Source organism: Mycobacterium leprae TN, assembly GCF_000195855.1.
Lineage (GTDB): Bacteria > Actinomycetota > Actinomycetes > Mycobacteriales > Mycobacteriaceae > Mycobacterium > Mycobacterium leprae.
The window spans coordinates 950,481-964,652 of the sequence record NC_002677.1; the positions used below are offsets into that span (position 1 = coordinate 950,481).

The window sequence follows — 14,172 nt, forward strand, 5'->3', positions numbered from 1 at the left end:
GGTTAATCGAGACGGCGCGAGCCGGGTAGGAAGTTTTTCGAGCCTGGCCGCCAGAGGAGACCGATGACGAAAAGCCTACTGTGCGTTTTGAGCGCAAAGCGATTCCCGTGTGGGGTCAACTCTAATGGTGGTGTACTGGGTATAACGCGTATAACGCGCAATCCCGTCGATGCCGAGGACCGTCTCCAGGAGGCGACGGTGACAGTCTACTCAGGTGTCGCTTGTTCCGCACGGGCATGAATCTCGAGGCGAGGCTATACCGGATGCTGAAGAACACGTGCTATCAACAGCTATGGCGAGAAGCAGTGGCAGCCAGGCGACGAGATCACCGATTGGCAATTGGCGTCGAACGCCGATCATTCCTTAGTCTGCCGATCATTCCTTAGTCTGGCTGTGCTCGGCCGAAGTCGAAGCTCTTGAGACGTTACTGGACATCGAGATCAAACGAGCGCTGCAGGCATTGCCAGAAAAGTTCCGAATGGCAGTCTACTAGGCTGACGTTGAGGGTTTCCCTGCAAGGAGATCGCCTAGATTTAGTATACCCCAATTGGGGGACTACGATGACGCGGCTTCATCGCGGCAGACGTCACTGTAGTGTTCAGTGTTCTTATTGTGGCCAAGGAGCGGGGTTTCGTCCACGTCTTGCAGGCTCTACCAAGGAGGTGTCGTCATGAGTGAATTATCCGGTCCAGGCGCCGAGGACAGCGATTATCGCGATAGCGTCGGTTGCGCCGGAAGTATATTGTCAGGATTATGGCATCACTGCTTGACGGTGAATGCACCGCTGAGATTCGAGAGAGGTTGCGCGAACACATGGTAGGCATGCTCTGGATGCCTGAAGCATTGCGGGCTGGAAGAGCGGATCAAAGCATTGATCGCGACGCAGTGCAAAGGCAACAATGTTCCTGAAGGCCTACGGGAACGCCTCAAACGCGAGATCTGCAAAACTACCATCATCCATGATATACTGTAACAGTCACGTCCGGTTGTGATTTGTTGAGTTCTCCCGCAAGTGGAAGGTGGCAACTGCAGTCCTATAACACATAAATGCAGATGCGATGAGCATAGTAGCTAGGTTAAGACAGTTCGGTTGCCGTGGTTGACTTTGCTGCGTTTGCGTGTTGTGTTTCTTGTGGGCTTAGGGAAACCTCCGTTGTTGCCCCAAAATCTAGGGGATCGGCACCCATCATGTTGCTGGTCAGTGTCTCATGGTGTCGTTCTTGCAGTGTCTCACGGGGTGCCACTAGCCCACGTGTCGTCGTGACTCGATCTTATGGTTCGATATGTTATTGCGCCTGATCAAGCTTGAGATACCAGCAGCCAGCATGCGCCAGTGGCCGAAATGAGTGGAGTGAAGATGGCCGAGGATGTTCGTGCCGAGATCGTGGCCAGTGTGCTTGAAGTCGTTGTCAGCGAGGGGGATCAAATCGGCAAAGGTGACGTCTTGGTTCTGCTGGAGTCGATGAAGATGGAGATCCCCGTCTTGGCTGGAGTTGCCGGCATCGTCAGCAAGGTGAGTGTCTCGGTGGGCGATGTTATTCAGGCCGGCGACCTTATTGCTGTGATCAGCTAGCCGGTGGAGTCTTCGTACCTGCCGCCGAGAAACGTTCCGGGAGTGACAAATGTCTACTCTCGGTGATTTGCTTGCTGAACATACGGTGCTGCCGGGCAACGCCGTTGGCCACTTGCATGCGGTGGTAGGGGAGTGGCAGCTGCTTGCTGACCTGTCCTTTGCCGACTACCTGATGTGGGTCAGCCGTGATGACGGGGTGCTGGTCTGTGTGGCGCAATGCCGGCCGCATACTGCGCCGACGGTTCTGCAGACCGATGCTGTGGGTAGCGTCGCAAGCGCCGATATGCTGCCGCTTGTCACTGAGATGTTTACCTCTGGTGCCGTTCAGCATGAAGACGCTGCGGGTCAGCAGTATTCGTGGTTGCCATTCGGTCGGAACGTTGCGGCTTCTCCGGTGCGGTATGGTGACCAGGTGGTCGCGGTGCTGACGCAGCACCAAGTTGAACTGGCAGCGCGTCGCAGGCCCGGCAATTTGGAGATCGCCTACTTGGCGTGCGCCACGGATCTTCTGCACATGCTGGCAGAGGGCACTTTCCCCGACGTGGGGGACGTGGCGGTGTCGCACTCTACTCCGCGGGCAGGCGATGGTTTCATTCGCCTCGATCGCAACGGTGTCGTCGCCTTTGCCAGCCCCAATGCGTTGTCGGCGTTCCACCGTATGGGCCTGACTGCCGAATTGCAAGGCCGCAATCTGGTGAAAGTCACTCGGCCACTGCTGTCGGACCCCTTCGAGGCGCAGGAGGTGGCCAAGCATGTGCAGGACTTGCTGGACGGCGGACCGAGCATGCGAGTGGAGGTTAACGCCGGTGGGGCTACAGTGCTGCTGCGGACGCTGCCGTTGGTGGTGCATGGTTCGAGCGTGGGCGCGGCCGTGCTGGTCCGTGACGTCACCGAGGTGAAGCGCCGTGATCGTGCGCTGATCTCTAAGGACGCCACGATCCGGGAAATACACCACCGAGTCAAGAATAACCTACAAACTGTCGCGGCGCTGCTGCGGTTGCAGGCCCGGAGGATGGCCAACGCCGAAGGGCGAGAAGCGTTGATCGAGTCGGTGCGACGGGTGTCGTCGATCGCATTGGTGCACGACGCGTTGTCGATGTCAGTGGACGAGCAAGTCAACCTTGACGAGGTCATCGATCGGATCCTGCCGATTATGAACGATGTGGCGTCGGTGGACAGGCCGATTCGGATCAACCGAGTCGGCAACCTGGGCATGCTGGATTCAGACCGTGCCACAGCACTGATCATGGTGATCACCGAACTAGTGCAGAATGCGATCGAGCATGCATTCGATCCGGCGTCCCAAGAAGGATTTGTGGCGATTAGTGCTGAGCGTTCGGCGCGTTGGCTCGATGTTGTCGTGCACGACGACGGCCGTGGGTTACCTCAAGGATTCAACTTGGAACGGTCAGATAGCTTGGGCCTGCAAATTGTGCGCACCTTGGTGTCCTCCGAGTTGGACGGTTCGTTAGGCATGCGGAAAGCACCCAATCGTGGCACCGATGTGGTGCTGCGGGTGCCGATTGGCCGGCGGGCCCGGTTGCTGCTGTAGCGGACTCGAAACAATGCGGCCCCGATATTATTATCAAGGTCGCACTGTTCCGAGCTGGGTCAGACCCCGCTGCGGGCCTTTGTCCGGGTGTTCCGACGTTTCAGCGCTCGCCGCTCGTCTTCACTCATGCCGCCCCAGACGCCCGAGTCCTGACCTGTGTTGAGGGCCCAGGCGAGGCACTCTGTGGTGACTGGGCACCGATTGCAGACCAGTTTCGCGTCAGCGATCTGCGCGATTGCCGGGCCGCTGTTCCCTACGGGGAAGAACAGCTCCGGATCCTCGTCGCGACAGACCGCCTTGTGGCGCCAATCCATACTTTGTTACTCCTTACCGTTTGCGCAGCAAAGCACACGGGATATTTTTCCTCGGCTGTCAACGTATGCACAAGAAAAGTTCCGTACCTCTACGCAATTGCGTGCAACCTTTCCATTCTTTCACAAAGGCAACATATGTCAATAGCAAGAGGTGGATCGTGGGCAACCTCACTTTGACCGTCTGGCATCCACGTCCTTACATCGTTTTACTGAAATCGCCGCCGACTTCTTCCTACAACTATCTTACCAGGCATGCATCAGATACTTGGTTAGTACATTTCAGGTGCGGTTTTGGCGAGCGGAAGCGACGACCAGCGGCCCGTCCGAAAATCACCCGAAACGTCATGGTGTCACGCACGTCAAGATCATCCCCGTCGAACTGACTGGCGATTGGGGGCTTCAGTGGATGTGACTCGTAGGAACGGCACGTCATCCACGGTGATGAAGTGCTTGAACTTGGGCTGTTTGGTGAACATCTGTCGGACGATTCGCCAAGGTGGGGATCGGCTTCATGGTTGGTCGGAACGAACACGCTCAGCCCAGCGTCGAAGCTGCGTCCGGGAGTTGGTCCACACTGATCGGTCGTTCACGTAAATCCATAGACTCGAGTTGGACACGAAAGATTAAAGCCGACAACGGTTCTCGATTCACGGCCGGGAAGTTGCAGTGTAATAGGGTTAGGTTCACGGCACGTTTAGAGCCCCGTACGGGGCGGGTACTGCCGAGCGGCTATAGCGCCATGGTGTGACGTTGTCGCTCTTGTGGCGTCCGGCCTCGGCCGCGGCTACTATTTCAGTATCGACACCCAATTCCGGCGTTGAACACGGCCCACCTTTAGCCGTAGTCGACTTAGCTCTATGCGGCATCAAATCTGAGAACGGCCGGTAATCGTCGAGTAATTGGATGAGCTGGTTAGTGGCAGCGAGCGGGTCGCGAGAAAGGGGTCAGCACATTCGCCGAATTGCCAGGCGCCACGATGACCACAGGCACCCGGACGGTGGCCCCTGGACCGGGTCTCGGGTACCGGTGTGGCCGAGTAAACCCCATTAGCCACTCCAGTTGACTGTGCCGTCGCCGCCTGTATGACGAGGTCCACTCTTAAAGTCTTCAATGGTTGTTTGTGTGCGAATTCTGTGCCTTAACCCCGTTTGTTGGTGTGCTCAACGGTGAGTTGAAGATCGCCTCTTGAGCGTGTGCGTCAGCAGGTCGTGATCGGTCGGTGTGGTCAATTTGGCTGTTGGGTTGACGATCAGCACGGCACGCATGAGCTTAGGGGCGGCGACGATGTGGACCGTGTAATAGCGCTGCTTAGCAGCGGGGCGATCGTCGGCCCGTGTGACTACGCTGACGTTGTGACACTCCCACATAAGCGGGCGGTATTCTCGCGTGCTCCGGCTGCTGTGCGGGGCGCAGGACTAATTGTCGTGGTGCAAGGTGCAGTCGCGCTGGTGGTGGCTGCGGCGCTGGTGGTTCGCGGGCTCACCGGCGCCGATCAGCGCATTGTTAACGGCTTGGGCACAGCGATCTGGTTCGTTGTGGTCGGCGTTGCGGTGCTTGCTGCCGGATGTGCGTTGCTGGTCGGCAAGCGTTGGGGTCGCGGTCTGGCGGTGTTCACCCAATTGCTGCTGTTACCTGTAGCGTGGTATCTCGTTGTGGGCTCGCATCAGTCGGCCTTCGGATTTCCAATGGGAATCGTGGCGCTGATCGCGTTGATATTGCTTTTCAGTCCACCGGCTGTGCGCTGGTCCGCAGGTGCCTATCAGCGTAGTGTGGCCAGTTCAGCTAATCGCAAGGCGGACAGTCGGTAGGTGGCCCATTTTGCGCTCCGGATGTCTGCCGATCCCACTCAATACAACGCAATGGCAGCGGAGTTCCAGTTCAGCACCGCCCATGACAATCCGGTGTGGCTGTTGTCAAGGCATTCGGCTGCCAGCAGTGCACGAGCCAGGCCGCGCCGACGCAACCTCGTTCGTGCGAGCAGATCCTTACAGATAGATGCTGGCAACGCTGTCCCATGTGGAGAAGTTACGGAACCATAGAGCCACCGCGGCGAGTTCACCGTCCACTTCGGTAACGTGCTTTTGAACCAGTTTAGTGAACTTCCAAAAAACGCTGCGGAAATTCGTGTTTCGCTAACAGTGCACTGATCGTCAACATGTTCGAATTCGGTAAATGCGTGGATCATGGCCGTAATTTCTGAGGCGTTCTCCAGTCTGGTACAATGGGATTGCTAGGTCATTGCTTAACTCCCAACGCGTTCAGAATCGTGGCGAATTTCGCTGTGGTTTCATCAACTTCGTCATCGGGATCGGATTCGGCAACGATGCCTCCGCCAGCATGGGCGAAGGCGATGCGGCGGTCGGCCGATAGCTGAGCACAGCGGATGGATACCACCCAGTGACCGTCCCCCCTGGCATCGCACCAACCCACTGCTCCTGCGTAGAAACCGCGGTCACCTTCCAGCGCTGCGATAAGTTCGGATGCGGCTTCCGCCGGTACCCCACCGACCGCTGGAGTGGGATGCAGCATCAAGGCTAAATCTATTGCTGTGATTGAGGTGTCGCGCAGCCGGCCGCTGATCGGTGTGCATAGGTGCCAGACTGCCGCGGTGCGGCTCAATTCCGGCTCGGGCGCGATCGTCAAGTTGTCGCACACTGGCTCTAGGGCAGCACGTATCGCGTCGATGACCAGCTGATGTTCGTGACGGTTCTTGATCGAGCCGGCCAGCGCGGCGCTGTTAGCGGAGTCGACTTCGGGGTTGGTAGCACGTGGGGCCGAACCGGCAAACGGCCGGCAGACTACACGGTCGCCGAAGCGCGAGACCAACAGTTCTGGGCTGGCGCCCACCAGGGCAACACCCGCGTACTGGCCGCCGGCTGCGGTCAAGTCGACGAGATATCCGTACGCGGTCGGGTCGGCTGTGACTAGCCGGCGCAGGATGGCGCGGCCGTCCAGTGGAGCGTCCGCGACCAGCTGCAATGCGCGGGCAAGCACTACCTTGTGTAGTGAGTTGCCAGGTGCGGTGAGTTGCTCGCGTGCGTTGCTTATCCAGACGCGGTAGTTGGCACGCGTTGGGACGGCGGCAGTGATGCGCAGGGTGGGTAGCGGGCCGGTCTGCCAGTTTGGCAGTGTATCGGTGCGCAGCACAGCACTAGGTGCCATCAGTGCGGCGGGGCTTTCCGCATCGAAAGGTAATGCACCCAACAGTATTGGCGTAACTCCAGAACGCAGTGCAGCTTGCGCTAAATACACATCGTCGTAGCGTGTGTGCACCCCGTCGGCAACTAGAGTCCCACGTGGTCCGCATAGTGCGAACGGTGGTTCGCTTGGTCTCATTTGTTCGGCTCTCTCCTGCGCCACTGGGCGGCGTTTGTCGTCGTCATTGTTGATGTTCACCCGGGTGCGACCGGTCGTGGCTAGCCAGGCGACCCAAGCGTGTGTAGTTGCCGTAGCCCGTACTCGAACCCGCACATCCCAATCGAGCTGATGCGCATACCGAAGCGCCGGCCCTCGACAAATGGCAGCCCGATCCAGCGTGTGATCACCGCCCAGCAGAGGTGGCCATGGCTGACGGACTACATGGTCCGTGACTCCAAGTGCTCGAACGCCATAGCGACGGCCTGGTCGGCATGTTCGCTGACTTGCCAGACGTTTTTCACCCCTCGGGTATCTGTGCGTCCATGCCAACCAAGCAGGTTCGGCTTCTCGAGTCTTTGCGGTGGTGAGGTCTTCGTAGGAGCCGTAGGTGCATTCAGCTAGTAATGGAGATACTTTGTCGACGGTAAGTCCGGCCAACTTGGCAGTAACTAGGTCGCATTGACGTGGGTTGCTGGCCATCATCGGATCAACGAGTTTCTGTTCCGCTAGGGCCCGCTCAGCTAGCTTGGCCTGTGCTCGGCCGGTATCGGTCAACTCCAGCTCGGTACAGCCGAATGTGCTGGCCCGATTTCGACCACGCCGTATCGCCATGTCGTAGCAGCAGACGGTGGTTGTGTTAAGCCCATGCCGGACGATAGGTTGTCGCCCTGAGCCGGAGCCATCGTCTGAGGTATATCAAGGAGAACGTGCCAGCATAGCGCTGTGACCGCGCTGGTGACGATGCGCAGAGGAGATGATTTCCGATGAGGTGGGGTGTGGAACCCTAATTCTTCATTGCAGGGGGAGAACAGTGCTTGTGACTAAGGCCCGGGTACTGGCTGTGGCCAACCAGAAAGGGGGCGTAGTCAAGATGACAACGGTGGTCTCACTGGGGTGAGGCGATTGCGGAGCGAGTACTGCTTGTCGATCTGAAATCCGCCGGGTTGTTTGACCTCTTGTGCTGGGCCAAGATCTCGACAAACTCCCGGTTTCTGTGTACGAGAGGTATTGCTCGGTGAGGTCGAGCCAAATTGTTTCGCTGGTCACGATGGTGGAGGGAATGACGCTGCTGTCGGCCAACATTGACCTCGCCAACGCTGAGTCGGTGTTGCTGATGCGGACGGGCCGCGAATATGGGCTCAAATGTGCGTTGGCCAAACTCTCCGACTAGTTCGACGTGGTCTGTCATCGGATTGCCCGCTGTCACGTGATGTGCTCACCCTCAACGGTTTGATGGCCGCCGACAAGGCCATCGTGCCGCTGCAGTGCGAGATACTGGGGCACTGCGGCTCCGGCCAATTTCTGTACACCGTCGCTGACGTTCAGCAGATCACCAAACCTGGATTTCTGCGACTGCTGGGTGCGTGTTACCTACGCTGTAGGATTTCCGTACCCCCACACTCGTGAAATGCTGCTCGACCTCGCAGACCGCTATGCGCTGCCTGTGCTGGCACCGCCCATCTCGCCGCACAGTGCGCTTCAATGAGGCGTTGGCCTATCGCGAACTGGCATAGGGGCTGCGCAAGCATTGGATAGAACGGCAAACCTCCAGCCCACGTTCACTGTCGAGATTTAGCGGCCCGTACGAGCTCATGGTCCCCGCAACTAGCCCAGCGCTACCAGGGTGTCGCCGCGTTGCTCGAACACCGTAGAACCCGAAACGGCCGGGATCACTGCTGAGCTGCTCGGCGGTCGACGCACCGGGATATAGCGGTTATTCGCACCGCTGAACAGGTCATAGACGCCTATCTTACCGGTGACCGGTACAAGCAGTTGACCGGCCATCATCACACCAGGCCCCACTGGCGCAGTCGTTTCGCCTGCGGCAATGGTGTACCGAAGGGTGAGGTTGCTCTGATTGAAGACCATGAGGGTATCTCCGGTCCACCAGGTCACTAGGTTGCCTGCCTGCGAGACCACTGCCGAGCTCGACGGCGGTTTGGTCAGCAGTGTGCTCGCCACGGTGGTTCCGGTTTCGTCGATCACGTCCACTCTGGGCTGTGTGCCGGCTTCTCCGGGCAGATAAACAGCTGTATGGGTGTCGGAAACCGTCAGCACGCGGGCTCCCGAACCAGAGCGGACCCTGGGCTCGGCCACCAGGTGTTGTTGGGGTTCGTCGTCTTCCTTGCCCGGGCGTAACAGCACGAGCTGCAGATCGTCCTGATTCGCACAGGCCTCGAGCACCGCTACCGCCGATGAGCTAGCTGCTGTGGACTCCAGCGTGCATCCGGAGTGAAGTCCCCGCGCCGGGGGTTTCACCCGGGCGTCGATTTCACCGTAGGCGAGCATCCGGACCATGTCCGAGCGCCAGAGTTCCAGGCGGGTATCGCCGGCCGACAACACCGCCGTGCCGTCGGAGGATAGGCGCACGTGTGGATCGGCGTAGCTACTGCGGGCGGCTTCGCGACGGCCGGTGGATCCATCTATGGTGCTGACCTGACCGCAACCACGGTCATCTCGATAGACCGCGACGGCGTAATGGTAGACCCAGGACACTCCGCACAGATCGCTGTCGCGGGCGTAGCTCCAACGTGACTCGCCCGTGACGGGGTTGCGCCCATCTATTTGGTGCCCGTCGCCAGTGATCACCGCACCACCCACCACCACGGGGGCGGTGGTGGCAGGACTGGCAGCGGCCCAGAGCTGGTTGAAGGCGGTCGGCACTTCCCGCGCTGGAGTCGGATTGGGCGCTGGAATGGTGGCCGGCCGGCTGTGGGTGGCCTGGGCGTCGCTGGTCCACCAGATCAGCGACACCATAGCCGCCATGACGACCGTGATCGTCATGGCGGCTATGGTGTCGGCCTTGGTCCGGCGTTCGGGTCTGACCATGTGTCAACAGCTCAATTGGCCTGTACAGCCAAGTTTTTGTCGAGACCGTTTTCGGCGACCTCGGTCGGCTTGCGGCGGTGTCGACGACGGCGGACGTTGGTGGATGGGGAGCCCGACGAGGAGTTCGGCAGCGTCTCCGCGACGACTTTGCCGTTGGTGGCCAGGCTGTCGGCGGACGGGTTATTGGTGGGATGTCCGGTGACGGGTTGGCCACCGCGGATGCGGTGTCGCTGTACGCTATTGCTCGTTCGCGCCGCCTTAGCGGCTTGCGCTGACGTTCCTGACTTATCCCCGTCACGGTCGGTCTTGCGGCGTTTGACTTGCGCCTTGCGCGGCGTGCCGACGGTTCCGCTGGCCTCGGCGGGAATGGCCAACTCGGTGTACAGATGGGGCGAATTGGAGTATGTCTCGGCCGGATCGGGGGTGCCCAAGCCCAGTGCCTTGTCGATCGTCTCCCAGCGGTGCAACTCATCCCAGTCTACTAGGGTGACCGCGACCCCGGTGCGGCCGGCACGGCCCGTGCGTCCGATGCGGTGGACGTACATCTTTTCGTCTTCAGGGCACTGGTAGTTGATTACGTGGGTAACGTCGTCGATGTCAATGCCGCGGGCGGCCACATCGGTGGCGACTAGCACGTCGACATTGCCGGTCCGAAAAGCCTCGAGGGCATTCTCTCGTGCTATCTGTCCGAGGTCGCCATGCACGGCGCCTACCGCGAAACCGCGTTCGTTGAGCTCGTTGGTGACTTTTTGCGCGGTGCGTTTGGTGCGGGTGAAGATCATTGTCGCGCCCCGTCCACGCGCCTGCAGGATTCGGCTGATCAATTCCACCTTGTCCAATGCGTGGGCGCGGTAGACGAATTGCTGGGTGGTGTCGTGCACTGCCAAGGAGTGCGGTGCCTCGGCCCGGATATGGATGGGTTGGTCCATGAATGTGCGTGCCAGCGTGATGATCGGGTCCGGCATGGTCGCCGAGAAAAGCATCGATTGCCGATCGGTGGGGATTTGTCCTAAGAGGCGCTCGATATCGGGAAAGAAGCCCAGATCGAGCATCTCGTCGGCCTCGTCGAGTACCAGCACCGACAACCCGCTCAGCTGCAGGTGGCCCTGCTGGCACAGGTCGAGCAGCCGCCCTGGAGTGCTTACCACGACGTCGGCGCCTGTCTGTAGTGCTTCGATCTGCGGCTCATAAGCCCGCCCGCCATAAATGGACACCACCGAGAACCGCCGGTTGTCGTCGTCAGCGGTCAGGTATTTTGCCACGGTGGCCAGGTCATCGGCGACTTGTAGACAAAGCTCCCGAGTCGGTACAACGACCAGCCCTCGGGGTGCGCCGGACAGCGGCCTTGCTGTGGTAGTGACGCTGATGCGCTGTAGTAACGGCACGCCGAAGGCGAAAGTCTTGCCCATCCCGGTACGGGCCTGGCCGATCACGTCGTCGCCGGCGAGTGCAAGTGGCAAGGTGAGTTCTTGTATAGCAAAAGGTTGCTGAATGCCTCGTTCGGCTAATGCACGGACTATTTCGTCACGGACTCCAAGTTTTGCGAAGGCCGGTTCAGCTGTACTGGTTGGTGCAGTCATATGTGGGTGAAAAGCCTTTCGGTGACTGAATCGGTTTTGTGTCGGTGTTTTGCTGTCGCGGTTCACGGGCGCATTTGCTCCGACTCCGAATAGGTCGCCGAGTTGGCGGCTCCACGTTCAGTCTATATGGAACTTCAGTCCGGGTAGGACAGCTGTGCACGCACATTTCGCCGGCAGCAGCACAAAAATGCTACTATGTAGACTACATGAGCATGATAGCCGGTCACCCAGCGGATGCCATTTTTCTAAACTAGCCGACCAGAGTGTTGCTATACACCCGCCTTCATCCGCGGGCCAATTGGCTGATTCGCCGGCGTTACGGTTGCCGGCGGATCGTTCGGTCGTCAAAGAATTGTTCGCGTTGTTGGCTTATGGGTTTATAGTGGCCGCGTTTTACGTTTTTACCGGCGAGGCTCGGATGGCTCTGGGCTTGCTGGTACGGATCTCGATGGCGAGCATTGCCGCCGTCGAAATGGGGCATTATGCGTTGCTGCGTGATGCCCTGGAGCTCCGAGGTGTTGACCGTAGTGTCGGCGATGTCGAAGTACGTGTCGGCGCTGGAAATTACCATTGGCTGACCACGCCGGGCACGTGGCTGGAAGCCTTGGTGAAAGCCAATGTCGATGATTCCTTAGCCTCCGACTTACTATTTGGTAGATCGCTTGGTGGGTTGCCTGGATGAAGTCGCTGACTTGGTGCGTTTGGTCCTGTTGGAAACCACGCACTACGCAGTTTCTCGTGGCCAAGGTGCGCACCTGAGGTGACTGCCAGCAGCAAACAGCGCAGCCGGCTGGCATTGTGGGGGCGTCGACTGTTCGGCGAAACGGTTACCCAGGCGCAGTACCCGCTGGCCGACGGCGATCAGTTCGTTGGCTTGGTGGTGTCCGGTGGCGGTGGTCCGAGCTAGCTCGGCTCGTTTTTCGATCGTTTGCAGCGGATACTTGACCGCCGAGTGTACGAACTCGGGGGTGTCCCTTCGCTAGGGCTTCTTCCCGATTGCTCGTGGAGCAAGCTGGCGAGCCTAACGGGTGCAGGTTGCGATGACCGCGTTGTTGGTTGACGCCACGACTGGTTGCCCCTCGGCGTTGACGATTGAGCAGTGGAGTTGACTATGGAAGCTGGTGGCAACGACCGACTGGGTTTTGACGCCCAGGTTAAGGACTACAGCCTTTGTCCATGGCAGCACCACGTTGAACTCGGTTTTGGGGTAGCCACGGGCGTCGGTGTAGACGACAGTTACCAGGTCGAGGAGCTCCTTCATGCCGGTCACGTTGTAAACGACGGTGCGTGGATGTAGCGCTGGTGGCGCAGCTTTGTGCGGTATCGTGGCGGTTGCTGTGTCTGGGAGTAATAGTAATGGGGGCGTGCTGGACGGGGTCGCCGGTAAAGGGATCGACGGCGTGGTGAGCACCGGGCGGGGCGTTGGTGCTCCCACTATCGCCTTGGTCGTTGCGTTGTCTCCACTGTTGATGATGACGGCGGTCGCAATGGCGCAGAGTGCCGCCACGCTGCCGAGGAGTGCGGCGACTTGGCGGCCATCTACGATTGGATGGCCAGAGTAGCTCGTCGTAGTTGTCCGGCGGATAGAGGTTGTCTCCGTTAGTCGCATAGCTCTCGTCGGGATAGTCCCTGAACGCTGCTGTTAAGGCGGTTCATTGTGTTATCGATGGTTCCTATGTTACCGATGTGAATAACCGGTATCTGGCGTCGCGCAGCGTGTTAGCTTAGCTGGGAGCTAATCGTTATCTGCGGCTAGCTGTCCGTCGAGGCTTGCCGCCAAACGTCGCCGGGGGAGATCCGGTGGGCTCATTTGTATTTGTATCCGGACGCGTTGATTCGTCCACTAGCCTGGCTGCTGACACGTTTGCATGGAATCGCAGAGACATACCCACGGAAGGGGCCAATAAGTGGAGGTCAAGATCGGTATCACAGACAGTCCGCGCGAGCTGACCTTCTCCAGTGCGCAGACACCTGGTGAAATCGAAGAGCTCGTTAGCGCCGCACTGCGCGAGGGCTTGGGTTTGCTGGTCCTGACCGACGAAAGGGGCCGTCGTTTCCTGATACACGGTGCCAAGATTGCCTATGTGGAGATCGGGGTCGCCGACGCTCGCCGGGTAGGCTTTGGAATCGGGGCCGAGTCAGCTACAAACGGGTAAGCGGCACATGTGACAGCCCACCCCAGGCGAACTGCACGGTCCCCTCGACGGCGTCTGATTTGGAAATGGGGCGGTTGGTGTCTAACCAGTATCTGGCGCAGTCGACACTGATACCGACTAGACCTACCGCGACCATCCGGGCGCGGTGCGGGTCTAACCTAGAATCCGCGCTGATAAGAGCGAACACTGCGTCTATGCACGATTCGGTGGCTACTCGTACCTGTGCGGCAACCCTAGGTTCCGTGATATTGTCGTTCTCGAAGATCAGCCGGTAGCCTTGCCCGTCGTGCTCGATGAAGTCGAAGAATGCCTGGACTGCGGCGTGTAGCCGTTGCCGGTTGTTGGTAGTCGTGCGCAAAGCCTGTTGTACGCTCGACACCAGATTGTTCATGTGCCGCTCAAGCACCGCCAAATACAGTTCCAGCTTGCTCGAAAAATGTTGATATAGAACGGGTTTGCTGACTCCTGCCCGATCGGCGATCTCGTCCATCCCGGCTGCGTGGTAGCCGTGGTCGACAAAGACGTCACTGGCAACGATAAGCAATTGGCCACGACGCTTGTCGCGGGATAATCGGTTGCTGCGCTGGTTGGGCGTCGCTATATCATCAGATAGTCGACCGCGGTCGATCGGCCTAACAGTACGCCGCTGTGCTGCTTTGGCGAGATTGTTCATCGAATCCTTGTCTGGTCGTTGGCCAATTACAGTCGGGCCCAGCTGCCGGCTCGTCAAAATGACATTACTACCCGTGTTGTCTGCCCGACCAGCGCCGGCTTTGTCGGCGTTGGCAAGGTGGAGCCTTGGCACGCATTC

General features: G+C 59.2%; 10 protein-coding genes and 6 pseudogenes. 8 read left to right on the forward strand and 8 right to left on the reverse strand.

Annotation, left to right across the window (positions count from 1 at the left end; all coding sequences use genetic code 11):
* Positions 1-47: 47 nt before the first annotated feature.
* The 4 genes and pseudogenes from ML_RS15365 to ML_RS04050 all read left to right on the forward strand — a co-directional run.
* Positions 48-678, forward strand: a pseudogene (locus ML_RS15365) (sigma factor); the annotation flags it as partial.
* Positions 671-973, forward strand: a pseudogene (gene rsrA / locus ML_RS17850) (mycothiol system anti-sigma-R factor). The pseudogenes ML_RS15365 and rsrA, both read left to right, overlap by 8 nt.
* 384 nt (positions 974-1,357) lie before the next feature.
* The gene (locus tag ML_RS04045) at positions 1,358-1,573 is read left to right on the forward strand and encodes a biotin/lipoyl-binding carrier protein (RefSeq protein ID WP_041323723.1); all 216 of its coding nucleotides are present in this window, start codon (positions 1,358-1,360) and stop codon (positions 1,571-1,573) included.
* Between the two features lie 49 nt (positions 1,574-1,622).
* Complete coding sequence (locus tag ML_RS04050; RefSeq protein ID WP_010907937.1) at positions 1,623-3,125, forward strand: sensor histidine kinase; 1,503 nt, start codon at positions 1,623-1,625, stop codon at positions 3,123-3,125.
* Positions 3,126-3,184: 59 nt separating this feature from the next.
* On the opposite strand, the gene whiB1 is transcribed toward ML_RS04050, so the two are convergent.
* Complete coding sequence (gene whiB1, locus ML_RS04055) at positions 3,185-3,439, reverse strand: transcriptional regulator WhiB1 (protein WP_010907938.1); 255 nt, start codon at positions 3,437-3,439, stop codon at positions 3,185-3,187.
* 1,352 nt (positions 3,440-4,791) lie between these two features.
* On the opposite strand from whiB1, the gene ML_RS04060 reads away from it, so the two are divergent.
* The gene (locus tag ML_RS04060) at positions 4,792-5,247 is read left to right on the forward strand and encodes a hypothetical protein (RefSeq protein ID WP_165443167.1); all 456 of its coding nucleotides are present in this window, start codon (positions 4,792-4,794) and stop codon (positions 5,245-5,247) included.
* On the opposite strand, the pseudogene ML_RS15370 reads toward ML_RS04060, so the two are convergent.
* The 3 genes and pseudogenes from ML_RS15370 to ML_RS04070 all read right to left on the reverse strand — a co-directional run.
* A pseudogene (locus ML_RS15370) lies at positions 5,199-5,624 on the reverse strand (GNAT family N-acetyltransferase). The gene ML_RS04060 and the pseudogene ML_RS15370 sit on opposite strands and share 49 nt — an antisense overlap.
* A 50-nt stretch (positions 5,625-5,674) precedes the next feature.
* On the reverse strand, positions 5,675-6,775 hold the full coding sequence (locus ML_RS04065; RefSeq protein ID WP_041323726.1) for an isochorismate synthase: 1,101 nt from the start codon (positions 6,773-6,775) through the stop codon (positions 5,675-5,677).
* A 378-nt stretch (positions 6,776-7,153) separates the two neighbouring features.
* Positions 7,154-7,408, reverse strand: a pseudogene (locus ML_RS04070) (histidine phosphatase family protein); the annotation flags it as partial.
* A gap of 205 nt (positions 7,409-7,613) precedes the next feature.
* On the opposite strand from ML_RS04070, the pseudogene ML_RS04075 reads away from it, so the two are divergent.
* Positions 7,614-8,372 (forward strand): annotated as a pseudogene (locus ML_RS04075) (ParA family protein).
* Positions 8,373-8,401: 29 nt separating this feature from the next.
* On the opposite strand, the gene ML_RS04080 reads toward ML_RS04075, so the two are convergent.
* Together ML_RS04080 and ML_RS04085 are read right to left on the reverse strand one after the other, a co-directional pair.
* A complete protein-coding gene (locus tag ML_RS04080; RefSeq protein ID WP_010907941.1) occupies positions 8,402-9,625 on the reverse strand; it encodes an Rv3212 family protein in 1,224 nt (407 codons plus the stop codon).
* 11 nt (positions 9,626-9,636) lie between these two features.
* The gene (locus tag ML_RS04085) at positions 9,637-11,205 is read right to left on the reverse strand and encodes a DEAD/DEAH box helicase (protein ID WP_041322529.1); all 1,569 of its coding nucleotides are present in this window, start codon (positions 11,203-11,205) and stop codon (positions 9,637-9,639) included.
* 322 nt (positions 11,206-11,527) lie between these two features.
* Here ML_RS04085 and ML_RS04090 point away from each other — a divergent pair.
* Positions 11,528-12,112 (forward strand): annotated as a pseudogene (locus ML_RS04090) (ferritin-like fold-containing protein).
* A 114-nt stretch (positions 12,113-12,226) separates the two neighbouring features.
* On the opposite strand, the gene ML_RS17855 reads toward ML_RS04090, so the two are convergent.
* Positions 12,227-12,814, reverse strand: a complete 588-nt coding sequence (locus ML_RS17855; RefSeq protein ID WP_010907943.1) for an MmpS family transport accessory protein — start codon at positions 12,812-12,814, stop codon at positions 12,227-12,229.
* A 298-nt stretch (positions 12,815-13,112) separates the two neighbouring features.
* On the opposite strand from ML_RS17855, the gene ML_RS04100 reads away from it, so the two are divergent.
* Positions 13,113-13,361 (forward strand): DUF3107 domain-containing protein, encoded by a 249-nt coding sequence (locus ML_RS04100; RefSeq protein ID WP_010907944.1) that lies wholly within the window; start codon positions 13,113-13,115, stop codon positions 13,359-13,361.
* Here the strand turns inward: ML_RS04100 and ML_RS04105 are convergent.
* Entirely contained in the window at positions 13,348-14,034 is a 687-nt protein-coding gene (locus tag ML_RS04105; RefSeq protein ID WP_010907945.1) for a TetR/AcrR family transcriptional regulator, read from the reverse strand. The two genes, ML_RS04100 and ML_RS04105, sit on opposite strands and share 14 nt — an antisense overlap.
* Positions 14,035-14,172 lie beyond the last annotated feature (138 nt).